Below are 21,827 nucleotides of genomic sequence, written 5' to 3' on the forward strand. Positions count from 1 at the left end.
CGCGGGACACGCGTCGGCGTCGGCGGCACGGGTAGGTGCAGGGGCCGGAGTGCCCGGCGACCGGCCGGGCACCGCACCCCCTCCTGGAGGACAGTCGTGATCGGATTCCTCGTCGCCGGCCTGGTCATCGGGGCCCTGGCCCGCCTCATCGTCCCGGGCCGGCAGCGCCTGGGCATCCTCGCCACCCTGGCGCTCGGCCTGGTCGGCTCGCTCATCGGCGGCCTGATCGCCCAGTTCTTCGGCACCGGCGACATCTGGGAGCTCAACGTCCTGGGCTTCGTCCTCGCCGTGGTCGCCGCCGTGCTGCTCATCGGCGTCGCCGAGGGCGTCGCGGGCCGCTCGAACCGCTCCGTCCGGCGCTGACCCCGGGGGAGCCGGTCTCAGAGCTCGACCGACTCCCCCGGGGCCAGCCGGCTGAACGGGGTGGGCGTGCCCGGGCCGCGCTCCCCCAGCAGCCCCCCGACCACGCCCAGCCCGGTGTCGTTGAGCAGGCCGTCGTGCACGGCGAAGGCCTGGTCGGCGTCGACCGCCCGCACGTAGTCGATCACCTCGGCCACCTTCGACCACGGCGCGTGCACCGGCAGCAGCAGCGTCGGCACCGGCGTCCCCGGGACGGTGAGCGCGTCGCCGGGGTGGAACACCTGGCCCTCGACGAGGAAGCCGACGTTGCGCACGCGGGGCAGGTCCGGGTGGATCTCCGCGTGCCACTCGCCGTGCACCTGCACCTCGAAGCCGGCGGCGGTGAGCGTGTCGCCGTCGCCCACGGCGTGCACCCGGGAAGCGAGGCCCTCGAAGAGGTGCGCGACGGACGGGTTCGTCCACACCTCCAGGGCGGGGTCGGCCTCCAGCGCCGCCCGGAGCCGGTCGGGCACCACGTGGTCGGCGTGCTCGTGCGTGACCAGCACCGCCGAGGCACCGTCGCGCACCGCGGGGTCGGTGAAGCCACCCGGGTCGACGACCAGCCGCCGGTCGCCGTCGCTGATCACGACGCAGGCGTGGCCGTGCTTCGTCAGCTCCATGAGCGCATCCTGCCGCCCGGTCCGGGTGAGCGCCCCCTCACCCGTGTGGGTGATCGGGCGGCACCGGGCCTCCCGGGCCGGGCGGCGGCTGCCGACCCTCTCCGCATGGCCGCTCCGACCGTTCCCGCCTCGCCCGCTCCGACGGCGTTCGCCGCCACCGGCTTCGCCGCCGCCCGCAGCCGGGCGCACGGGCCCACCGCCGCCCTCTGGCACGCCGTCGAGCTGCACCGCCCGGCCGGCGAGGTCGACGGCGCGTGCGAGCTCACCCTCTGCGGCACGCTGGCCCGCGTCAGCGTCGACGAGCCCTGGCCCACGCAGGCCCGCGACGTCTGTGTGCCCTGCGTGGTGCTGAGCCGCTCCTCCGCGCGCTGACGGCCGGACACGCCCGGGCGCCCTCGACCGGCTCCGCCCGCAGGCGGGCCAGCAGGTCCGACCGGGTCCCGGCGCAGGTCCGCCGGGCCCCGGCCGGCGTGGCCCCGCGTGGGGGCAGCGTGCGGCTCGCGGTCAGCGACCGGTGAACCGCGGGGTCCGCTTGGCGAGGAACGCCTCGACCGCCTCGCTGTGGTCGGTGGTCCGCCCCAGCTCGTCCTGCAGCCGCGCCTCCAGGGCGAGGGTGCCCTCGAGGCCGTCGGTGGCTGCCGTGGCCAGCACCGTCTTCACCGCGCGGTAGGCCGCGGTGGGTCCCGAGGCCAGCCGCTCGGCCAGGGCGCGGGCCTCGCCGACCACCTCCGCGGCGTCCACCACCCGGTGCACCAGGCCCCACTGCAGCGCGGTCTCGGCCGGGAACGGGTCGGGCAGCAGGAGCAGCTCGGTGGCCCGGGCGACGCCGACGGAGTGCACCAGCCGGGCGGCCAGCGCCGAGTCGCTGGACAGGCCGATGCCGGTGAACGCCGTGGTGAACTTCGCACCGGCGGCAGCCACCCGCAGGTCGCCGGCCAGGGCCAGCCCGAGGCCGGCGCCGGCGCACGCGCCGTTGATGCCCACGACCACCGGGACCCGCAGCGCCGACAGCGCCAGGACCAGCGGGTTGTACTCGCCCTCCACCACCGACAGGGAGTGCTCGGCGTCCCCGCGCAGCGACTCGACGTGCTCGGCGAGGTCCTGGCCGACGCAGAACGCGCGGCCGGTGCCGGTGAGCAGCACGGCGCGCACCGACCCGTCGTCGGCCACCCCGCGCACCACCTCCAGCAGCTCGCGCCGCATCGCGCTGGTCAGCCCCGCCCTGAACAGCGTGATGGTCGCGACGCCGCCGGCGTCCTCGCGCGTCACCGATCCGGGCATCGTCGCCCCTCCTGGTCCCTCGTCGTCGTGGGTCGTCCGCTGCCGTCCTACCGCACCGCAGCGTGTCCTCCCTCACGTGGGCGGTGAGGGAGGACACGCGACGATCAGGTCCCCTGATCATGGCGTGCCACCCCACGGCCGGGAGCCCCAGGTCCGGGCGGCCGTGGGCGGGGGAGTGCGCACGACGGCCGACCCGCCGACCCCGGCCGTTCACCGGGTCGATGCCGAGCCGTGACGCGTGGGACGTACCTGTTCGGGTGGGACGCCTGGGATGATGTGTGGCCTGGGACGGCGCGGGCATCTCCTGGCCAGGGGAGCGGCGCCGGACCAGGAGGAACGGCGCCGAGCCGAGGGCCGGCAGGAAACGGAGAGCTCCCGTGGTGGAACCGGGTCGCCGGATGCTCGGTGACCGCTACGAGCTCTCCGGCCTCATCGCCTCTGGTGGCATGGGCCAGGTCTGGCGGGCCACCGACCTGCTGCTGCACCGTCCCGTCGCGGTCAAGGTGCTGCGCAGCGAGTACACCGGCGACCCCACCTTCCTCGCCCGCTTCCGCGCCGAGGCCCAGCACGCCGCCGCGCTGAGCCACCCCAACATCGCCGCCGTCTACGACTACGGCGAGACCGAGGCCGCCGACACCGGCGAGCGGCTGGCCTACCTGGTGATGGAGCTGGTCGAGGGCCGGCCGCTGTCGACGCTGCTGCGGCAGGAGGGGGCGCTGGACACCGCCACCACCCTGTCGGTGCTCGGGCAGACCGCCGCCGCGCTCGCCGAGGCCCACCGCGCCGGCCTGGTGCACCGCGACGTCAAGCCCGGCAACATCCTCGTCCGGCCCGACGGCAGCGTGAAGATCACCGACTTCGGCATCGCCTGGTCGGCCGGCAGCGTGCCGCTCACCCAGACCGGGCAGGTCATCGGCACGCCGCAGTACATCTCGCCCGAGCAGGCCGAGGGCCACCTGGCCACCCCGGCCAGCGACGTCTACGGCCTGGGCCTGGTCGGCTACGAGTGCCTGACCGGCCACCCGGCCTTCGACGGCGACAACGCGATCACCATCGCGCTCAAGCAGCTGCGCTCCGACCCCGAGCCGCTGCCCGACACGCTGCCCGGCGACGTCCGCACGCTCATCCGCCGCGCGCTGGCCAAGGACCCGGCCGCCCGGATGGCCGACGGCGCCGCCTTCGTGGCCGCGGTCGAGGACGCCCGTGCCGGCCGGCTGCCCGCCGACTTCGCCGCGCCCCTGGCCGCCCCGGCACCGGCGGCCGTCCCCGCCGCCGCGCCCTCCCCGGCGCCCGCCGTCGACCCCGGCCCGGCGACCCAGGCCGCACCCGCCCCCGCCGGGTCGCCGCGGTCCGGCGCGGCCCCGCGGCGCGGCAGCCCCCCGCCACCGTCGCGCCGCCGGGCGGCCGCCGTGCTCGTGCCGCTGATCGCGCTGCTGCTCGGCGCGGGCCTGGCCGCCGTCGTCTTCACCGCCCTGGACGACGGGGCCGCGCCGCCGCCGGTCGTCGCCGCGCAGACCCGCGACGGCGAGGAGGGCGTGGTCCTGGAGGCCGGCGACTACGTCGGCCGCCCGATCGACGACGTCGCCACCCAGCTGTCCGCACTGGGCCTGGGCGTCGAGCGGCGCCAGCAGGTGACCGACGCCGCCGTCCCGGGGCTGGTCATCGGCATCTCGCCCGCCGGCGTGGCCCTCGAGCCCGGCGACGACGTCGTCGTCACCTACGCGGTGGCGCCGCCGAGCCGGGACCCGGGCACCTGGGAGCGGGACGACGACCGGGGCGAGGTCTCCACGGTGACCGGCGACAGCGCACCCGGCCCCGACGCCGAGCCGCTGCCCGCCGCGCCCGGGACCGCCGCGGTCACCTCTGCGCCGGCGCCCCCGGAGACGCCGTCGGCCACGCCGACCGGCACCCCGGACCCGTCGCCGTCCCCGGACCCGACGGCCACCGCGGCACCGGGCGAGACGACCACCTCGGAGGCCCCGACGACGACGGCCGACCCGACGCCGACCACGCCGTCGGCGACCTCGACGCGCCCGGCGTCCCCGAGCTCGACGGCGTCGGCCGCGGAGCCCACGGCTCCCTGACCCGTTCGTGCGGCCACCCGGTGCGCCGCGCGCCGCGGTGGGGGATCGTGGGAGACCGCCGCCGAGGGGGAGGGGTGCCCGTGCGTCCGGTGCGCCGTGTCCTGGCCGACCGCTACGAGTTGACCGACCTGATCGCGACCGGCGGCATGGGCCAGGTCTGGCGCGCGCGGGACACCCGGCTGGGCCGCGAGGTCGCCGTGAAGGTGCTGCGCAGCGAGTACACCGGCGACGAGACCTTCCGCACCCGGTTCCGCACCGAGGCCCAGCTCACCGGCCGGCTGCAGCACCGCAACATCGCCGCCCTCCACGACTACGGCGAGCTCCTCAGCGACGACGGGGAGCTGTGCGCGTACCTGGTGATGGAGCTGGTGGACGGCGAGCCGCTGTCGGCGCTGCTGGCGCGGGAGCCGCGGCTGGCGCCGGAGCGGGTGCTCGACGTCGTGGGTCAGACCGCCGCCGCGCTGGCCGCCGCGCACGCCGCCGGGGTGGTGCACCGCGACGTCAAGCCCGGCAACGTGCTGCTCGGCCGCGACGGCAGCGTGAAGATCACCGACTTCGGCATCGCCTGGTCGGCCGCCAGTGCGCCGCTGACGCGCACCGGCCAGGTCGTCGGCACCGCCAGCTACCTCTCCCCCGAGCAGGCCGGCGGCGGCAAGGCCGGCCCGGCCAGCGACGTCTACGCGCTCGGCATGGTGGCCTGGGAGTGCCTGGCCGGCCGGCGCGTCTTCGACGGCGAGCACCCGGTGCAGGTCGCGCTGCGCCAGCTGCGCGACGAGCCCGACCCCCTGCCCGACGACGTGCCCGCGCCGGTGCGCACGCTGGTGGAGCGGGCCCTGGTCAAGGACCCCGCGGCCCGCTTCCCCGACGGCGCCGCGTTCCGCGACGCGGTGGAGGCCGTGCGGGCCGGCCGCGCGCTGCCGCCCACCCCCGCCCCCGTGACCGCGCCGCTGCAGGTGACCCGGCCGGTGCCCGCGGGCGCGCCGTCCCCCGCCGAGGACGGCACCCGGCCCCTGGCCGGCGCTCCCGCCGCCCCCCGGCCGCGCCGCGGCGGCCGGCTGCTGGCCGGCGTGGCGACGCTGGCGGCCGGCGCCGCGATCGGCGTGGGCGTGCTGCAGGTCGCCGGACCGGGTGCCGATCCCCCGGCCACGGTCACCGAGGCTGCGCCGACGGCGGTGGAGGTGCGCTGGGCCGACCTGGTGGGCCGATCGGCCGACGACGTCGAGGCCGAGCTCGTGGCGGCGGGGCTGCGGGTGCAGCGGACCACGGAGGCGACGGCGGCCGTCGTCGCGGGCACGGTGACCGCGGTCGGCCCGGTCGGGCGGCTGTCACCGGCGGAGGTGGTCACGCTGACCGTCGCGGTGGCACCTGCGGCCCCCACCACGGAGCCGGCCGAGCCGACCGTGCTGCCCCAGGCGTCGGAGCCCGCGCCGGAGACCTCGTGGGGCCCGCCGGAGGTGCCCGCCTCCTCCGCCCCGGCTCCCGAGACGAGCTGGGAGCCCACCGGCCCGGGCAACGGGAACGGCAACGGTCAGGGGAACGGCAACGGCAACGCCGGTGGCAACGGCAACGGGCGGGGCCGCGACGGCTGACCGGCGCCCGCGGGTGCGTCCTGGGATCAGCGACGGCGGCCGGGCGCCAGCCACTGGGCCAGGCCCAGCGCCGCGAGTGCGCCCGTGAGCAGGAAGCCCCGGTCGGTGTCGGCGTCGGGCAGCGCGACCAGCAGCCAGAAGGCGCCCAGGCCGGCCAGCCCGCCCAGCGCCACCTTCTCCGCCGTCGCGGCGCCACCGGGCAGCCGCAGCCGGGACACGAACGGCAGCGCGCCGACGACGACGGCGAGCGTGGCGAAGGCCGACCACAGCGGCGTCTCCGACCACAGCCGGTCGCCGCCCCAGCGCAGCGCCAGGCCCAGCTGGAGCAGCACCAGGGCGAGGGCCACCAGGCCGGCGCCGGCGAGCAGGGCCCGGTCCCTCGGGGTGCGGTCCCCGGAGGTCCGGGTCCGGGGGGTGCGGGTCCGGGGGGTCCGGGCCCGCCCGGCCGCGGCGGTCCCGGGGTGCGCGGGGATCTCGTGCGGGGCAGGGGCTCCGTGCGGGGCGGCGGAGCCGGCCTCGGGCGCGGCGGGGTGCGGCGCCGGCGGGGGGCCGAAGAAGGAGTCCAGCGGGCCGGTGGGCTGCAGGGGGGTGCCGTAGGAGGCAGGGTCCCCGACGCGGGGTTGCACGGCGGTGCTGCCGGCACCGGGCGCCGGGGGCGCGGCGTGCCCCGGGTCGTGCACGACGGCCGGGTGGGTCAGGTGCTGCTCGGCCGCGCCGGCCGCCGTCGACCCGGTCGGGACGACGGGGATCTCCTGGGTGCGCGGGCCGGCCGGGGGCGTGGCGGTCACGGTCGTTCCTCTCCGTCGGACGGGTGGGGCCCTCGGGGAGCCGTTCTCCGCCCGCCACGCTAGCGGCGCACCCCGCCGGGGCCCCGGAGGTGCGCGGCGGGTCCGGAGACGGATCCGTCCGTCCTGCCCGGATCGGCCGGTCCTCCTAGGGTCGGGCGGGTGGGCACGCGCGCGGGGATCGTCGTCACCGGCACCGAGGTGCTGACCGGCCGGGTCGCCGACCGCAACGGCCCCTGGCTGGCCGAGCAGCTGCAGCAGGCCGGCGTCGACGTCGGCTCGGTCGTGGTGGTCGGCGACCGCCCGGACGACGTGCGGGGGGCGCTGGGCTGGCTCGCCTCCTCCGGCGTCGACCTGGTGGTCACCACCGGCGGGCTCGGGCCCACCGCCGACGACCTCACCGCGGCCGTGGTGGGCGACGTGCAGGGCCGGCCGCTCGCCGTCGACCCGGAGCTCGAGCAGCGGGTCGCCGCCGTCGTCGAGCGGCTCATGGCCCGCCGCGGCTGGCGGGCCGACCCCGAGGCCACGGCGGCGGGCGTCCGCAAGCAGGCGATGGTCCCGGCGGGCGCGACGGTGCTCGAGCCGGTCGGGACGGCGCCGGGCCTGGTCGTCCCGCCGGCCGACGGGCGCGACGGGCCGGTGGTCGTCGTCCTCCCCGGGCCGCCGTCGGAGCTGCAGGGCATGTGGCCGGCGGCGCTGGCGGCCGGGTCGGTGCGCGAGGTGCTGTCCGGGGCCACGGAGCTCCGGCAGGGGACGATCCGGCTGTGGGGCACCCTGGAGGCCCAGCTGGCGGCCACGCTGCGCGACCTCGAGCCCGGGCTGGACGGCCTGGAGATCACCACCTGCCTGCGCGAGGGCGAGCTGGAGATCGTCACCCGGTTCACGCCCGACGCCCAGCCCGCCTACGACCGGCTGGCCGCGGCCCTCACCGAGGAGTACGCCGCCACGCTGTTCTCCACCGGGCCGACGCTCGACGAGCTGGTGGCCGGCGCCCTGTCCGACCAGGGGCTCACCATCGCCACCGCCGAGTCGTGCACCGGCGGGCTGCTGGTGGCCCGGCTCATCGCGCGCGCCGGGTCCTCGGCGTGGGTGCTCGGCGGGATCACCTCCTACGCCAACTCGGCCAAGGAGCAGCTCGTCGGGGTGCCGGGGCAGGTGCTGGCCGAGTTCGGTGCGGTGAGCCCGCAGGTGGCGCTGGCCCTGGCCGAGGGGGCGCGGGCGCGGTTCGGGGCCGACGTCGGCGTCGGCGTCACCGGCATCGCCGGGCCGGGCGGGGGGACGCCGGACAAGCCGGTCGGCACGGTGCACCTGTGCGTCGTCGGGCCCTCCGGCTCCCAGGCGCGGTCGGTGCGCTTCCCCGGCTCGCGGACGGCGGTGCGCGAGCGCTCCGTCGTCCTGGCGCTGCACCTGCTGCGCCAGCTGCTGCTCGGCGGACCCCCGGCGTGAGCGTCGTGACCCTGCACGCCAGCGGGCCGCTCGCCCCGGCCGAGGCGTGGGAGCGCTACGCCGAGCCCGCACGGTGGGCGACGTGGGCGCCGCAGATCACCGGCGTGCAGGTGCCGGTGCCGCGGCTGGCCGCCGGCGTCGAGGGACGGGTGCGCGGGCCGCTGGGGGTGCAGCTGCCCTTCGTCGTCGAGTCGGTGGACGAGGCGGCGCGGCGGTGGGCCTGGACGGTGTCGGCCGGTCCGGTGCGGCTGCACCTCGTGCACTGGGTGTCCGACGGGCCGGACGGCGGCAGCACCACCGGCCTGCGGATCACCGGCCCGCTGCCGGTCGTGGTGGCCTACGCCCCGCTGGCGCAGCTCGCGATCAGCCGGCTGGTCCGCCCCCTGGGCTGAGCCCGCTCGGTGCGGGCGGTGTGCCAGGGCGAGCTGGCCCAGGCCGCCGAGCACGACGGCGCCAGGACGGTGGCGGCCGCCCTGGCGCCGGTCCTCTCCGCCGGGAACACCGCCCGCGCCGCTGCGCAGGACGTCGACCTGGTCGAGGTGGATGCCGCCCTGGCCGTGGTGGCCGCGGTCGAGCCGCACCGGGAGGTGACCGAGGTCGTCGCCGGCTACCTGGCGCGCCTGGACCCCGACAGGTCGCGCCGGTACGCCGGGAGGAGCCCCGAGGGAGCCCACGGCCGTGACGCCATCGACCCCGGTGCCCACCGCGGGGCGCGACGCACGCCTCCCGCCTCCCGCCTGGGCGGGGACAGGAGCACCGTCCTCGGCGGGCTCCCGGCCGGTGTCCCCGCTGCCCGTCCCGCTGCCCTCCCCGTTGCCCGCCTCCCCGGGCGGTCCACGCTCACGGCTGTCTGATCCTCCGGCGCTCCACTACCCTCGGGTAGGCGTCGCGCACGGACCGACTTCCCACTCGTCCCGGTCCGGTCGCCGGTGGGCCTGCCCGACGGGCCCTGGCACGCGGCGTCAGGGGGAGAGAGAGCGCGTGCACCAGACCCACCATGCCGGTCTACCGGCTCCGCCGGACCTGCTGTCCGGCGTCCCCGACGCCGTCTGCCGCCTGGACCACGAGTGGCGCTTCACGTGGGTCAACGCCGCCCTCGCCCGGCTCCTGCAGCGCCCGCCCGAGCGGTTGGTCGGCCGTCCCGTGCGCGAGTGCTTCCCCGACGTCCTCGGCTCGGAGTTGCAGCGGCACGTGCACGCCGTCCTCGCCGACGGCGAGCCGCGCGCCTTCGAGTACCTCTACGGACCGGCCGACCGCTGGTTCGAGGTGCGGGCGACGGCCGACGCCCACGGCGGCGTGGTCGTCTTCCTGCGCGACGTCGACTCCCGGCACCGGGCGCAGGCCGCGCAGGCCCGGGCGCTGCAGCGGACGGCGGCGGTGCTCGACGCGCTGCCCTCCCCGACGGTGCTGCTCGACGAGGTGGGCCGGATCCGCACGGCCAACCGCGTCTGGACGAACAACGCCGACCGGGTACGGGCCAGCGGCTGGGAACCGGCGGGCGTCGGCGACGACTACCTGGCCCGGATCGCCCAGGGACTGCAGCCGGCGGACGTCGAGCGGATCGCCTCGGGGCTGCAGCAGCTGCGCGCCCAGCCCGACGACGGCCTCCCCCGCACCTTCGCCCACGACTACTCCCACCACCTCGGGGGCGAGCCGACCTGGTGGCGGCTGCAGGCCGCCCGCGTGGACGACACCGGCTACGTCGTCATCACCCACACCGACCTCACCGAGCGCGCCCGCGGCGAGGAGCTGCTGGCCTGGCAGGCCAACCACGACGACCTCACCGGCCTGCCCAACCGCACCCGGCTGCTGCAGCTGATCGGCGAGGCGCTGGAGGACCAGCGCAGCCGGACGGCGCTGCTGTTCCTCGACCTCGACGGCTTCAAGACCGTCAACGACTCCCTGGGCCACGCCGTCGGCGACGAGCTGCTGCGGCAGGTCGGCGCCCGGCTCACCACGCAGGTCCGCCCCGGGGACGCCGTCGGCCGGCTCGGCAGCGACCAGTTCGTCGTCCTGGCCCGGTCCTGCGACACCCCCGAGGCCGCCTCGCTGGCCTTCCGGCTGCAGCGCTCCTTCGGCCGCCCGTTCGTCGCCGGCGGCCTGTCCGTGCCGGTGTCGGCGAGCATCGGCGTCGCCGTCGCCCAGCCGGGCCACCGGCACGCCCACCAGCTGCTCAGCGACGCCGACGCCGCCGGGTACGAGGCCAAGGCGTCCGGCCGCGACCGCGTGCACCTGTTCTCCCCCGGCCTGCGCGACGCCGCCCGCTGGCGGATGGACGTCGCCACCCGGCTGCGCGACGGGGCCCTGGACCAGTTCGTCGTCCACTACCAGCCGGTGGTGCGCCTGGACACCGGCGCGCTCGAGGGCGTGGAGGCGCTGCTGCGCTGGCAGCACCCCGAGCGCGGGCTGCTGGCCCCTGACGCCTTCCTGTCCGTGGCCGAGGAGACCGGCCACCTCATCCCGATCACCCGCTGGCTGCTGCAGGAGACCACCCGGCAGGCCGCCGAGTGGGCGCAGCAGGGCCTGTCGCTGCGGATGGCGGTCAACATCAGCGCCCGCCACTTCTCCGCCGAGACGCTGGTCCGCGACGTGCGGACGGCGCTGCGCGAGTCGGGGCTGGCGCCCGAGCAGCTGATGCTGGAGCTGACCGAGACGACGGTGGCCGAGGACCCGACCCGCGCCGAGGACCAGCTGGCCATCCTGCGCGGTTTCGGCGTGCGGGTGGCCATCGACGACTTCGGCACCGGCTGGTCGTCGCTGGCCCAGCTCATGGCGCTGCCGATCGGGACCCTGAAGATCGACCGGTCGCTGATCAGCGCGGCCGAACGGCTGGCCGCCGGGGGCACCGGCGCGGTGCTCGGCGCGATCGTCGGTCTGGCGCACAGCCTGGGCATCCGGTCGGTCGCCGAGGGCGTGGAGACCGCCGAGCACCTGCGGATGGTCCGCGAGGCCGGCTGCGACCTCGCCCAGGGCTACCTGCTCGCCCGTCCGATGGCCTCGGGCGAGGTGGCCCGCTGGGCCGACCGGGTGCGGGCCGGCGGCGGTGACTCCTGCGCACTCGCCCTGGCCGGGCAGCTCCGCTGAGGTGGTCGGGCGGGTCCGCCGGCGCGCCGTCCGCCGGGCGTCGTCGCCGGGCGGGCCGCCGGCCGACCCGCCGGCCGACCCGGTCGGCGGCGGCCGCGCCCCGGTCACGGACGGGGAGCCGACCGGGCAGACTGCCCCCGTGACCGAGACCACCGGGACGGCCGTCCTCACCGGCCCCGACGCCGACCACGGCCGCGGCCGGCCGGCGCTGGACCTGCTCATCTGGGACGCGCCCAACATCGACATGACCCTGTCGACGGTCATCGGCGCGCGGCCCACCGCCGCCTCCCGGCCGCGCTTCGACGCGATCGCCGCCTGGTTCGTCGACGCCGCCGGTGACCCGGGCGCGCCCGACGCCCCCGAGGTCGAGGCCTGCGTCTTCGCCAACATCCCGCCCGTCGTGGGCAGCATGCGCGGCTGGGTCGAGGCGCTGCGCGGCTTCGGTTACGCCGTCTTCGCGCGGCCCAAGCAGCAGCCCGACGACGACATCGACCAGGACATGCTCGACCACATCGACGTCCGGTCGCACAGCCACCGGCTGCGGCGGCTGGTCGTGTTCTCCGGTGACGGGCGCAACTTCGCCGAGCCGCTGGAGGACCTCGCGCGCGCCGGCACGCAGGTCGTCGTCGTCGCGTTCAGCGAGGTCGCCGGCTACGCCATCGGCTCGGAGCTCATCGAGTTCATCGACATCGAGGACGTGCCCGGCGCCTTCGCCGCCCCGCTGGACCGCGTCCGGCTCGACGCGCTGCCGCCCGACGGCGCGTGGCTGCGGCCCACCCGGAGCCTGCGCGACTTCGTCTCCACCTGGAGCGCCCGCCGCAACGGCTGACCCCGGCACCACCCGGACGGGGAGGCGTCGTGGCGCGGCCGGGCGGGGACGAGCTCGCCGTCCTGCTGCCCGGCGGCCCCGAGGAGCGCCGTCGGCACCGCCGCCCCGGCCTGACGCGCCCGGACGGGGTGTCCCGGCCGCCCGGCCGGGGAAGGGCCACCGCACGGCGACGGGAGGAGCGGCCATGGCGGTGTGCGAGGTCTGCGGCAACGACTACGCGATGAGCTTCGAGGTGGTGGCGCAGGGCGCCACGCACACCTTCGACAGCTTCGAGTGCGCGATCCACCGGATGGCGCCGATCTGCGAGCACTGCGGTGTGAAGGTGGTCGGCCACGGCATGACCGTCGAGGGCCAGTTCTACTGCTGCGCGCACTGCGCCCGCGCCGAGCACGACGGCGCGGCGGTGGCCGACTCCGCCTGAGGGCGGTCAGTCCGCCGGCAGCTCCGGGGCCCGGGGCTCGGGCACGTGCGTGGAGAAGCCCTCGATCGGCTGCAGCCCCGAGGGCAGCCGCGACCACACGTGCTTGCGGCCCGGGCGCCGCTCCCAGCCGTAGTCGACCGACAGCTGCGCCACCAGGTGCAGGCCCATCCCGCCGAGGGACGGGTCGCGGTCGACGGCGGGCACCGGGGGCTTGTCGGGCGCCTCGTCGCTGAGGTCGAGCAGCCACCCGGCGGGGCTGGCCACCACCAGGGCCCGGACGTCGCCGCCCCCGTGCCGCAGCGCGTTGGAGGCGAGCTCCTCGAACACCAGCAGCAGGCCGTCGCGGGCGTCGTCGGTGGACGACGAGCTCACCGAGGGGTGCGCGATCCGGGCGCGCAGGTCGGCCCGCACGCGCGACACCACGTGCATGGCCTCCAGCTGCCAGTGCCAGACGTCGCCGGCCACGGAGGGCACGGGTGAGCACGGCCACGTCTCCTGGCCCATCGCCACCCCTCGCGTCCGTTCCGCGACACCCACGCCGACCGGACCATCCTGACCGAACCCCTTCGTTGCCGCAGCGGCGGCCCCCCGGGCGGCGGGCGGCGTCCCCCTGTCGCGCGCTCCGTTGGGCACACTGGAGCCGTGGAAGCCCTGTGGCGAGCACTGAGCCGGCTGCAGCTCGCCGACCGTGAGCTCGAGGACGTCCTCGGCGAGGTCACCCGGCTGGCCGACGAGCACGTCCCCGGCGCCGAGTCGACGTCGATCACCCTCGTCCGCGGCGACACGGCGGTCACCGCCGCGTACCACGGCGACATGTCGCTGGCCGCCGACGAGCTGCAGTACGACCGGGGCTACGGGCCCTGCCTGGACGCCAGCCGCGCCGGGATCGTCCTGCGGGTCGACGACATGACCAGCGAGCAGCGGTGGCCCGACTACACGGCGCGGGTGGTCGAGGTCGGCGTCCGCAGCTCGCTGTCCACGCCGCTGCCCTACCAGGGCAGCTCGATCGGCGCCCTCAACATCTACTCGACCCGGCCGGCGGCCTTCGCCTCCGACGCCTCGGGCGAGGCGGCCCACGAGGTGGCCGAGGCGGTGGCCATCGCGGTCGCCAACGCCGACGCGCACGCCCAGCTGACCGACCACGCCCGCAACATGCAGCGGGCCATGGAGTCGCGGGCGGTCATCGAGCAGGCCAAGGGCGTGCTCATGGCGCAGCGGCGCGTGGACGCCGACGCCGCCTTCGACCTGCTGCGCGAGGCCTCCCAGCGCTACAACCGCAAGCTGCGCGACATCGCCACCGGGGTCGTGGCCTCGACGTACGAGCAGCCGCGCTGAGCCGGCTCAGCCCACCCGGGCGGCGAGGGCGGCCAGCCGGCTGACGAGGAACTCGACGGCGGCCGGGCTGTCGACGGTCTCGGCGACGTCGACCGCGGTGGGGGAGTCCGACACCGAGCGCCGGTCCACCAGCGTCTGCCCGCGCCCGGCGCCGCGGGTGGTGTCGACGACGACGTCGCGGCGCACCGTGCCGAGCGTCCCCGGCGCGATCGCCTCGGTGAGCGCCAGCGCGTCGTGCACCACGACGCCGGTCGTGCCGTAGGAGCTGCGCGCGTGGTCGAGGTACTGCTGCAGGATCGCCGCGGCACCCGCCCCGACGGGTCCCGCGGCGGCGAAGCGGGCGATGCCGTCCTCGTCGAGGACCGTGGGCAGGGTGACGTCGAGGCCGACGAGGACCGTGGGCACCGTCGAGCCCAGCACCCGCGCGGCGGCCTCCGGGTCGGCCCACACGTTGAACTCCGCGGCCGCGGTCACGTTGCCGCCGCGGCCGGCCGAGCCGCCCATGAGCACCAGCCGGTCGATCCGCTCGGCCGCCTGCGGGTAGGTGGCCAGCAGCAGTGCGACGTTGGTCCACGGCCCGATCGCGGCCACCGTCACCGGCTCCTCGGCGGCCACCAGCAGCTCGGCCAGCGCGACCACCGCCGGGCGCGGGTCGATGGCGGCCGGCGACGGCGGCAGCTCCACCCCGCCGAGGCCCGCCGAGCCGTGCACGTGCCCGGCGCGCTCGGGCTGCGGGTACACCAGCGACTCGGCGGCGCCGGCGGCCACCGGGACGTCGGAGCGGCCGGCCAGGTGCAGCACCCGCAGCGCGTTGTCCGTCGTCTGCGGCAGCTCCACGTTGCCGTGCACGGTGGTGACCAGCCGCAGGTCCACCTCGGGGCTGGCCAGCGCCAGCAGGATCGCCAGCGCGTCGTCGATGCCGGGGTCGGTGTCGATCACCAGGGGACGCGCGGGGGGAGCAGCCACCCCGCCATCCCAGCAGACGGCGTCGGGCAGGATCGACGCGTGCCCGACGTGCTCCTCGCCAGCTGTGCCCCTGCCGCCGGGAAGGACGAGGACGAGCCGCTGCTGGTGGCCGCGCTGGCCGCCGAGGGCCTCACCGCCGAGGCCGCCGACTGGGCCGACGACGGCGTCGACTGGGGGGCCGCGCGGCTGGTCGTCGTCCGCTCGACGTGGGACTACGCGTCGCGCCGGGAGGAGTTCCTGGCCTGGGCGCGCCGCGTGGAGGCGGTCACCGCGCTGCACAACCCCGCCGGCGTGCTGGCCTGGAACACCGACAAGCGCTACCTCCGGGAGCTGGCCGCCGACGGGGTGCCCGTCGTCCCCACGACGTGGGCGGAGCACCCCGGCGAGGTGCCCGCCGCGCTGGAGCGCTGGCCCGGCGACGTGGTGGTCAAGCCGGTGGTCTCCGCCGGCGCCCGCGACACCGCCCGCTTCGGCCCGCCCGAGCGGGCGGAGGCCACCGCGCTGGCGGAGCGGGTGCTGGCGGGCGGGCGGGCGGTGATGGTGCAGCCCTACCTCGACCGGCTCGACGCCGAGGGCGAGACCGGCCTGGTGTACGTCGACGGCGAGTTCGGTCACGCCTTCGGCAAGGGCGCGCTCCTGGCCGGGGCGGCCCTGGGACCCGGGCTCTACGCGGAGGAGGAGATCACCCGCCGCACCGCGACACCCGGGCAGCGGGCGCTCGGCGACCGGGTGCTCGGCTGGGTGGCCGCGCGCACCGGCGCGGCCCCGCTCTACGCCCGGGTCGACCTCGTGCCCGGGGCCGACGGCGCCCCGCAGGTCATCGAGGTGGAGCTCACCGAGCCCAGCCTGTTCCTCACCACCGACGAGCGCGCGGCCGCGCGGCTGGCCGCCGCGGTCAGCGCCCGGCTCCGTGCCCCCCGCGCGCCTCGGCCCGCCGCCGGGGCAGCGCGGTGACCAGGTACAGCACCACGCCCACCGCCAGCAGCACCCCGGCGAGCGCCCAGGTGCGGGCCTCCTGCTGCCACAGCAGCAGCAGGCAGGACGCGGTGCCCAGCACCGGGACGGCGGCCGGCACGCGGAAGTGGTCGGCCTCGACCCGGTCGCGGCGCAGCACCAGGACCGCGGTGTTGGTGCTGAGGAAGACGAACAGCAGCAGCAGCACCACCGTGCCGGCCAGCGTGGCCAGGTCGCCGACCAGGGTCAGCACCATCGCCACCAGCGTGGTCACCGCGATGGCCACCCACGGCGTGCGCCGCCGCGGCAGCACCCGGCCGAGGACGGCGGGCAGCAGGTGCTGCTCGGCCAGCCCGTACGCCATCCGGCTGGCCATGATCATGGTGAGCAGCGCGCCGTTGGCCACCGCGACGAGCGCGACCAGGCCGAACAACCGGTCGGGGATGCCGGCGTCGGCGGCCCGCACCACCTCCAGCAGCGGGCCGGTGGACCCGGCCAGCTCCTCGGGCGGCAGGACGACGGCCGCGGCCAGCCCCACCAGCACGTACACCGCGCCCGCGGTGAGCAGCGCGCCGAACAGCGCCCGCGGGTAGACCCGCCGCACGTCGCGGACCTCCTCGGCGAGGTTGGCCGAGGTCTCGAACCCGACGAAGGAGTAGTAGGCCAGCAGCGCCGCCGAGAGCACCGCCGTCGCCGCCGACACCCCTGGCGGGAACTCCAGCGCCCGGCCCGCGTCGCCGTCGCCGCGACCCAGCACCACGGCCCCGAGGACGACGACGAGCACCAGCCCCGAGGTCTCCACCAGCGTCATGACCAGGTTGGCGCGCAGCGACTCCCGGATGCCGCGGGCGTTGAGCAGCGCCACGGCCAGCAGGAACACCAGCGCGGCCGGGGCGGCCGGCACGTCGAGGAACACCCCGAGGTAGTCGCCGGCGAAGGCCAGCGCGAGACCCGCCGCGCTGGTCACCCCGGCGGCGAGCATGCAGAAGCCCACCAGGAAGGCGACCACCGGCGAGCGGAACGCCCGCTCCGCGAACACCGCCGAGCCGCCCGCCCGCGGGTACTTGGTGACCAGCTCCGCGTAGCTGCCCGCCGTCAGCAGGGCCAGCACCAGCGCCCCCAGCAGCGGCACCCAGATGGCACCGCCGACCTCCCCGGCCACCTCGCCGACGAGCGCGTAGACCCCCGCACCCAGGACGTCCCCGAGGATGAACAGGTACAGCAGCGGGCCGGTGACGGCGCGGCGCAGCTTCGTGTCGGACTCGGCCGGGGCGGTGTCCGCGGGCTGGGAGATCACCCACCGAGTCTCGACGGGGCCGGAAATCCCCGCCAACCGGGATCCCGGCGGCGCGACACGCGGGCGCGCCGGGCCGTGTCCCGGGGTGACCGCAGGCTCTCCCGGCGGCTCCCGAGCGTGCGGGCCACCGGCTTGTCGACAAGTGCTCGGTGGCAGCGCCGGGTCGCCGAACCGCAGGTCAGAGGCTCGCAACGGTTGCGTCACGGGGGCGGCGCGAGGTGTCGCGAACGGCCGTGTCGGGGCGCCGTCGTCCCTACCTTTCTCCTCGTCCGCGGCACCTTCCCCGGCCGCGGACACAGACCCCAGGAGGACGGCATGGCGATCGACAGGGCAGCTGCTCCGTCGTCGGCGACCCTGCCGGACGACCTGACGGCGAGCGGCCTGGCCGGCCTGCTCGACCTGCTCGAGCGCGCCGACGGGCTGCCCCGCCGGCCGCGCCCGCGCCGGGCGGTGGCCACCCGCTCGCCCGGCGCGCCGCGCGCGCTGCGGCCGCTGCCGGTGGCCCGCCCGGTGCCGGTCCCGCGGCCCCGCCCGGCGGCCGCCGCGCCCGCCGTGCCGACCGAGCCCGCGGCACCGGCGCCGGCCGGCTCGCGGTTGCGCGCCCGGGTGCGGGCGGCGACGCGGCGTCTGGCGCTGTGGGGCGCCGGCCCCGGTGCCGTGTACGCGGCGTGGCCGACGGCGCCGATCGCGGTGCCCCCGCCGCGGCCGAGGCCACCGCGTCCGAACCCGCTGCGCCGCCTGGCGATGTGGGGTGCCGGCCCCGGCGGTGCCCACCTGGCCTGGGGCCGGCCCGCTCCGGCCCGCCCGGTCGCCTCCGGCCCGGTGGTGCTCACCGAGCTGCCCAGCACCCCCACGGTCCAGCCCGCGGCGTCTTCCCCCGCCGCGGCGCTCCCTCCGGCCGGGGCAGCCCGGCCGGTCCCCCCGCCCCGCCCGGGCGGGACCGGCCCCGGGCTGGCCCCGGCCGGCTGGCCCGCCCGCCCGGCGGTCCCGCGGGGCGGGACCGGCCCTCCCGGCCGGTCCGGCTCGGCGCGGGCCCGGGGCGACCCGGTGCCCGGCACGGCCCGGGGCTCGCCCCGGCCGCCGCCCCCCGCCCCCGACTGACCCGCAGCGCGCCCCCTCCCGGGGACGCCGTCCGAGAAGCCCTCGCCCGACGAGGACGACGGGCCCGGCCACCACTTCCCCCCTGGGTGGCCGGGACCGCCGGTCCGGTCGCGCACAGCTCCCCCCGGCCCCCGTGGCCGCCCCCTGGCCCTCCTCCGCGGCACCCGCCGCCGGCAGACTCGCACCGACAGACCACGGCGCACGACCGCTCTCGCCTCGACCCCCCGCCGACTGCTCCCCCGAGGACAGCGCGCGGACCCTCCCGGGAGGCGCAGACGACCGGCACCGCGGCCCGCCGGCGCGACCGCCGCGCAGGAGGCGACCCCAGGCACCCGCCGGTGCCCGGGCGGACGTCCCCCCGTCCCCCGGGTCTCTGACCGGCCGGACCTGGCCGGGACGGGCGCCCCGACGGTCCGGTGCCGGCCCGCACGGGCCGAGCCGGAGGAGACGTGCAGCGCACCGGCCGCGGTCCGCCAGGCCCGGCGCCGTCGAGCAGCGCCCAGGACGGTGCCCCACCCCGGGCGCCGCGCGTCACGACCCACGACGGGCGCCCGCCCCGACCTGCTCCGGCACTGCGCCGGAACGGGCGGGGCGGGCGCCCGTCGGCGTCCCCGGACCCGCGCCGGACCGGAACCCGGGGGTTGCAGGCGGCGCTGGTCGGCACCGCTGCGCTGCTCGCCGTGGGCGTGGTGGTGCTCACCGCGGCGCACTGCACCTCCGGCACCGACGGCGACACGATCGTCTCCTTCGACCCGGTCATCGACGAGGCGCCGCCGTCCGACCTGCCCGTCGCCGGCGACCTCGCCGCGGGCTACGGGCCGGACGACGAGCTCCCCGACGGCTGGTACCGCGGCACCGCACACGCGCACCCGGAGCACTCCGACTCCACCGACCAGGACAGCTGGAACGACGTCGGCGTCGTGGAGCTGGACGAGGCCGTCACCGGCATCCACCCCGCCCAGCTGGCCGCGCCGAACGAGCTGGACCGCTACGCCCAGCCGCGGCTGAACCGGACCGGGTTCCGCGTCGTCGGCTACGGCACCGAGGTGCGGCGGGCCGACTCCGGCCCGCAGACGCCGACGCCGAAGAGCTACCCGATCGTGCGTCGCTACACCGACGTCGTCGGCCAGAAGCTGACCCCGCAGATCCTGCAGGTCAACGGCGACGAGCACGACGCCCGCGGTGGCGGCGGCACCTGCTTCGGCGACTCCGGCGGCCCGGCCTTCGCGCCCGACTCGGGCCACCTGGTCACCGTCACCGGCTACGGCTACACGGCCGACTGCCGCTACATCGACGGCCTGCAGCGCGTGGACGTCCCGGTCGTGCAGAGCTGGCTGGCGACCTTCGGGATGACCCGCGCGGCGGGCTGACCCCCCGCGGCGGGTGCTCCCCGCCAGGGAGTCCCGGTCCCTACCCCCGGACCGGGGTTCCCGCGCATCCGGGCGGGTGTCGTTCCGCCCACACCGGTTGGAGGGGCGCCCCCGGACGTGAGAGAAAGGACGGTGGACCGCCCGCCGACCGCACCGAATGGAACCGCCCCTGTGACCCTGCCCGAGCAGCGTCCGGGGTCCCCGGGCGGAGCGCCGCCCCGGCCGCTGTCCCCGCTGCCCGACGACCCCGAGGTCAGCCGGCTGCGCTTCGAGCTGGCCATCGACGCGGCGGGCATCGGCAGCTTCGACTGGGACCTCGAGAGCGGCCGGCTGACCTGGGACGAGCAGCTGCAGGCCCTCTTCGGCTTCACCGAGGGCGAGTTCGACTCGACGATCGACGCCTTCGCCGCCCGGCTGCACCCCGACGACCGCGAGCGCACGCTGCAGGCGCTGCAGGGCGCGATCGACACCTGCGGCGAGTACGCCGCGGAGTTCCGCGCGGTGCTGCCCTCCGGCGAGATCCGCTGGGTGCAGGGCCGCGGGCGCGCGCTGGCCGACGCCTCGGGCGTCGCCGTGCGGCTCCTGGGCGCCGGCATCGACACCACGCAGGTCCGCGAGGGCGAGGCCCGGGTCTCCCGGGTGCTGGAGACCATGCGGTCGGCGTTCTTCGCCCTCGACCGCGAGTGGCGGTTCACCTATGTCAACGCCGAGGCCGAGCGGGTGCTGCACCGCTCGCGCGAGGAGCTGCTCGGCGGCGTCGTCTGGGAGCTGTTCCCGGCCGCGGTCGGCAGCGACTTCGAGAGCCACTACCGCGGCGCGGTGGAGACCGGCGAGGAGCAGGTCTTCGAGGCCTACTACCCGCCGCCGCTGGACGCCTGGTACGAGGTGCGCGCGTGGCCCGGGCCCGACGGGCTGTCGGTGTACTTCCTCGACGTCACCGAGCGGCGGGCCGCCGCGCAGCAGGCCCGCGACGGCGCCGCGCGCCTGGCGCTGCTGGCCGAGGTCAGCGCGCTGATGTCGACCGCCCTCGGCTCGGCCGTCGCCGAGGAGCGGGCGCTGCAGCGGGTCGCCCAGGCGGTGGTCCCGGTGCTCGGTGACTGGGTGGTCCTCACCCTCGCCGACGCCGTGGACGGCCGGATGCGCGACGTCGCGTCCTGGCACCGGGACCCGGCGCTGCGGGCGGCCACCGCAACCTACGCCGGCCTGCGGCTGGCCTCGATCGCGTCCGACGCGCCGGTGCTGCAGGCGCTGGGGTCCGGCCGGCTGCTCACCGTGGCCGACGTGCAGGCGGTCATCCGGCCGACGCTGCCCGAGGGCGAGGTGCGCGAGGTCTTCGACGCGCTGGCGCCGCGCTCCGCGGTGACGCTGCCGCTGCTGGCCCGCGGGCGGACGCTGGGCGCGCTGAGCCTCTACCGCGGTCCGGACCGCCCGGCCGCCGGGGACGAGGACGTCCGCACCGCGCGGGAGGTCGCCGACCGCGTCGCGCTCGCGCTGGACAACGCGCGGCTGTTCGACCAGCAGCGCCGGCTGGCCGAGGCGCTGCAGCGCAGCATGCTCACCGCGCCGCCGCAGCCCGACCACGCCGAGATCGTCGTCCGCTATCAGCCGGCCGTGCAGGTCGCCCAGGTCGGCGGCGACTGGTACGACGCGTTCCTGCAGCCAGACGGCGCCACCGTGCTGGTGATCGGCGACGTCGTCGGCCACGACACCGAGGCCGCCGCCACGATGGGCCAGCTGCGCGGGATGCTGCGCGGGATCGCCCACCGCGGCGACCACCCACCCGACGCGGTGCTCGGCGAGCTCGACGCCGCCGTCGACGGGCTGGGCCTGCACACGATGGCCACCGCGGTGGTCGCGCGGGTGGAGCAGACCCCGGAGCAGCGCGCCGCCGGCCGCACCACGCTGCGCTGGTCGAACGCCGGCCACCCGCCGCCGCTGCTGCTCACGCCGTCGGGGCAGGTGCGGACGCTGGGCACCGAGCGCGGGGAGCTGATGCTCGGCGTCGACCCGGGCGCGCGGCGGTCGTCCTCGGCGGTGGAGGTGCCCCGCGGCTCGACGCTGCTGCTCTACACCGACGGCCTGGTCGAGGGCCGCGACCTGCTGCTCGACGACGGCATCGAGCTGCTCCGGACGGCGCTGGCGCAGCTCGCGCACCTGCCGCTAGAGCGGCTGTGCGACGCGCTGGTCACCCGGCTGCGCCCCGAGGGCCTGCAGGACGACGTCGCCCTGGTCGCCATCCGCCTCCACCCTCGAGGTTGACGACACC

General features: G+C 77.5%; 21 protein-coding genes. 15 read left to right on the forward strand and 6 right to left on the reverse strand.

Annotated elements, in window-relative coordinates:
* The first annotated feature begins 96 nt into the window (after positions 1-96).
* Positions 97-363, forward strand: a complete 267-nt coding sequence (locus tag BMZ33_RS16785; protein WP_091113193.1) for a GlsB/YeaQ/YmgE family stress response membrane protein — start codon at positions 97-99, stop codon at positions 361-363.
* A gap of 17 nt (positions 364-380) precedes the next feature.
* Here the strand turns inward: BMZ33_RS16785 and BMZ33_RS16790 are convergent, their stop codons facing one another.
* Positions 381-1,019: an MBL fold metallo-hydrolase gene (locus tag BMZ33_RS16790; RefSeq protein WP_091113197.1), complete on the reverse strand. Its 639-nt coding sequence runs from the start codon at positions 1,017-1,019 to the stop codon at positions 381-383.
* Between the two features lie 105 nt (positions 1,020-1,124).
* On the opposite strand from BMZ33_RS16790, the gene BMZ33_RS16795 reads away from it, so the two are divergent.
* Complete coding sequence (locus BMZ33_RS16795; RefSeq protein WP_091113202.1) at positions 1,125-1,391, forward strand: hypothetical protein; 267 nt, start codon at positions 1,125-1,127, stop codon at positions 1,389-1,391.
* Between the two features lie 132 nt (positions 1,392-1,523).
* Here the strand turns inward: BMZ33_RS16795 and BMZ33_RS16800 are convergent, their stop codons facing one another.
* Positions 1,524-2,300, reverse strand: a complete 777-nt coding sequence (locus BMZ33_RS16800) for an enoyl-CoA hydratase-related protein (protein WP_091113206.1) — start codon at positions 2,298-2,300, stop codon at positions 1,524-1,526.
* A gap of 377 nt (positions 2,301-2,677) precedes the next feature.
* On the opposite strand from BMZ33_RS16800, the gene BMZ33_RS16805 reads away from it, so the two are divergent.
* Positions 2,678-4,384, forward strand: coding sequence for a serine/threonine protein kinase (locus tag BMZ33_RS16805; protein WP_169064468.1), 1,707 nt, complete (start codon positions 2,678-2,680; stop codon positions 4,382-4,384).
* Positions 4,385-4,458: 74 nt separating this feature from the next.
* Complete coding sequence (locus BMZ33_RS16810) at positions 4,459-5,973, forward strand: protein kinase domain-containing protein (RefSeq protein ID WP_169064469.1); 1,515 nt, start codon at positions 4,459-4,461, stop codon at positions 5,971-5,973.
* A gap of 26 nt (positions 5,974-5,999) precedes the next feature.
* Here the strand turns inward: BMZ33_RS16810 and BMZ33_RS16815 are convergent, their stop codons facing one another.
* A complete protein-coding gene (locus tag BMZ33_RS16815) occupies positions 6,000-6,761 on the reverse strand; it encodes a hypothetical protein (protein WP_091113216.1) in 762 nt (253 codons plus the stop codon).
* Positions 6,762-6,920: 159 nt separating this feature from the next.
* On the opposite strand from BMZ33_RS16815, the gene BMZ33_RS16820 reads away from it, so the two are divergent.
* The 6 genes from BMZ33_RS16820 to BMZ33_RS16845 all read left to right on the forward strand — a co-directional run bounded on the left by BMZ33_RS16820 (position 6,921) and on the right by BMZ33_RS16845 (position 12,538).
* Positions 6,921-8,204 (forward strand): competence/damage-inducible protein A, encoded by a 1,284-nt coding sequence (locus BMZ33_RS16820; protein WP_091113221.1) that lies wholly within the window; start codon positions 6,921-6,923, stop codon positions 8,202-8,204.
* Entirely contained in the window at positions 8,201-8,596 is a 396-nt protein-coding gene (locus BMZ33_RS16825) for an SRPBCC family protein (RefSeq protein ID WP_091113224.1), read from the forward strand. The genes BMZ33_RS16820 and BMZ33_RS16825 overlap by 4 nt, the downstream gene beginning before the upstream one ends.
* A gap of 18 nt (positions 8,597-8,614) precedes the next feature.
* Positions 8,615-9,058, forward strand: coding sequence for a hypothetical protein (locus BMZ33_RS16830; RefSeq protein ID WP_136697330.1), 444 nt, complete (start codon positions 8,615-8,617; stop codon positions 9,056-9,058).
* A gap of 127 nt (positions 9,059-9,185) precedes the next feature.
* Positions 9,186-11,288 carry a putative bifunctional diguanylate cyclase/phosphodiesterase gene (locus BMZ33_RS16835; RefSeq protein WP_091113231.1) on the forward strand — a complete coding sequence of 701 codons (2,103 nt, stop codon included), beginning with the start codon at positions 9,186-9,188 and terminating at the stop codon, positions 11,286-11,288.
* A gap of 139 nt (positions 11,289-11,427) precedes the next feature.
* Complete coding sequence (locus tag BMZ33_RS16840) at positions 11,428-12,117, forward strand: NYN domain-containing protein (protein WP_169064470.1); 690 nt, start codon at positions 11,428-11,430, stop codon at positions 12,115-12,117.
* 184 nt (positions 12,118-12,301) lie between these two features.
* Positions 12,302-12,538, forward strand: coding sequence for a hypothetical protein (locus BMZ33_RS16845; RefSeq protein ID WP_091113237.1), 237 nt, complete (start codon positions 12,302-12,304; stop codon positions 12,536-12,538).
* Positions 12,539-12,544: 6 nt separating this feature from the next.
* Here the strand turns inward: BMZ33_RS16845 and BMZ33_RS16850 are convergent, their stop codons facing one another.
* Positions 12,545-13,012: an ATP-binding protein gene (locus BMZ33_RS16850; protein ID WP_169064471.1), complete on the reverse strand. Its 468-nt coding sequence runs from the start codon at positions 13,010-13,012 to the stop codon at positions 12,545-12,547.
* Positions 13,013-13,180: 168 nt separating this feature from the next.
* Between BMZ33_RS16850 and BMZ33_RS16855 the strand changes: the two genes are divergently transcribed.
* Positions 13,181-13,873 carry a GAF and ANTAR domain-containing protein gene (locus tag BMZ33_RS16855; protein ID WP_091113241.1) on the forward strand — a complete coding sequence of 231 codons (693 nt, stop codon included), beginning with the start codon at positions 13,181-13,183 and terminating at the stop codon, positions 13,871-13,873.
* A 6-nt stretch (positions 13,874-13,879) separates the two neighbouring features.
* Here the strand turns inward: BMZ33_RS16855 and BMZ33_RS16860 are convergent, their stop codons facing one another.
* Entirely contained in the window at positions 13,880-14,839 is a 960-nt protein-coding gene (locus BMZ33_RS16860) for a nucleoside hydrolase (RefSeq protein ID WP_091113243.1), read from the reverse strand.
* 39 nt (positions 14,840-14,878) lie between these two features.
* On the opposite strand from BMZ33_RS16860, the gene BMZ33_RS16865 reads away from it, so the two are divergent.
* Positions 14,879-15,793 carry an ATP-grasp domain-containing protein gene (locus tag BMZ33_RS16865; protein ID WP_091113247.1) on the forward strand — a complete coding sequence of 305 codons (915 nt, stop codon included), beginning with the start codon at positions 14,879-14,881 and terminating at the stop codon, positions 15,791-15,793.
* Here BMZ33_RS16865 and BMZ33_RS16870 read toward each other — a convergent pair.
* The gene (locus BMZ33_RS16870) at positions 15,735-17,090 is read right to left on the reverse strand and encodes an APC family permease (RefSeq protein WP_169064472.1); all 1,356 of its coding nucleotides are present in this window, start codon (positions 17,088-17,090) and stop codon (positions 15,735-15,737) included. The two genes, BMZ33_RS16865 and BMZ33_RS16870, sit on opposite strands and share 59 nt — an antisense overlap.
* A 315-nt stretch (positions 17,091-17,405) precedes the next feature.
* Here BMZ33_RS16870 and BMZ33_RS16875 point away from each other — a divergent pair, with 315 nt between their 5' ends.
* From BMZ33_RS16875 to BMZ33_RS16885, 3 genes are all read left to right on the forward strand, one after another.
* Positions 17,406-18,191: a hypothetical protein gene (locus BMZ33_RS16875; RefSeq protein ID WP_091113251.1), complete on the forward strand. Its 786-nt coding sequence runs from the start codon at positions 17,406-17,408 to the stop codon at positions 18,189-18,191.
* Positions 18,192-18,832: 641 nt separating this feature from the next.
* Entirely contained in the window at positions 18,833-19,561 is a 729-nt protein-coding gene (locus BMZ33_RS16880; RefSeq protein WP_169064473.1) for a trypsin-like serine protease, read from the forward strand.
* A 171-nt stretch (positions 19,562-19,732) separates the two neighbouring features.
* Positions 19,733-21,820, forward strand: a complete 2,088-nt coding sequence (locus BMZ33_RS16885) for a SpoIIE family protein phosphatase (protein WP_169064474.1) — start codon at positions 19,733-19,735, stop codon at positions 21,818-21,820.
* Positions 21,821-21,827 lie beyond the last annotated feature (7 nt).

It is taken from the genome of Geodermatophilus dictyosporus, assembly GCF_900115505.1.
In the GTDB taxonomy this organism is placed as follows: Bacteria; Actinomycetota; Actinomycetes; order Mycobacteriales; family Geodermatophilaceae; genus Geodermatophilus; species Geodermatophilus dictyosporus.

Bases quoted from the DNA above. Each gene is read 5' to 3' on its own strand.
- BMZ33_RS16790 (WP_091113197.1), bottom strand. From the start codon at position 1,019: ATGGAGCTGACGAAGCACGGCCACGCCTGCGTCGTGATCAGCGACGGC.
- BMZ33_RS16795 (WP_091113202.1), top strand. From the start codon at position 1,125: ATGGCCGCTCCGACCGTTCCCGCCTCGCCCGCTCCGACGGCGTTCGCC.
- BMZ33_RS16800 (WP_091113206.1), bottom strand. From the start codon at position 2,300: ATGCCCGGATCGGTGACGCGCGAGGACGCCGGCGGCGTCGCGACCATC.
- BMZ33_RS16845 (WP_091113237.1), top strand. From the start codon at position 12,302: ATGGCGGTGTGCGAGGTCTGCGGCAACGACTACGCGATGAGCTTCGAG.
- BMZ33_RS16875 (WP_091113251.1), top strand. From the start codon at position 17,406: ATGGCGATCGACAGGGCAGCTGCTCCGTCGTCGGCGACCCTGCCGGAC.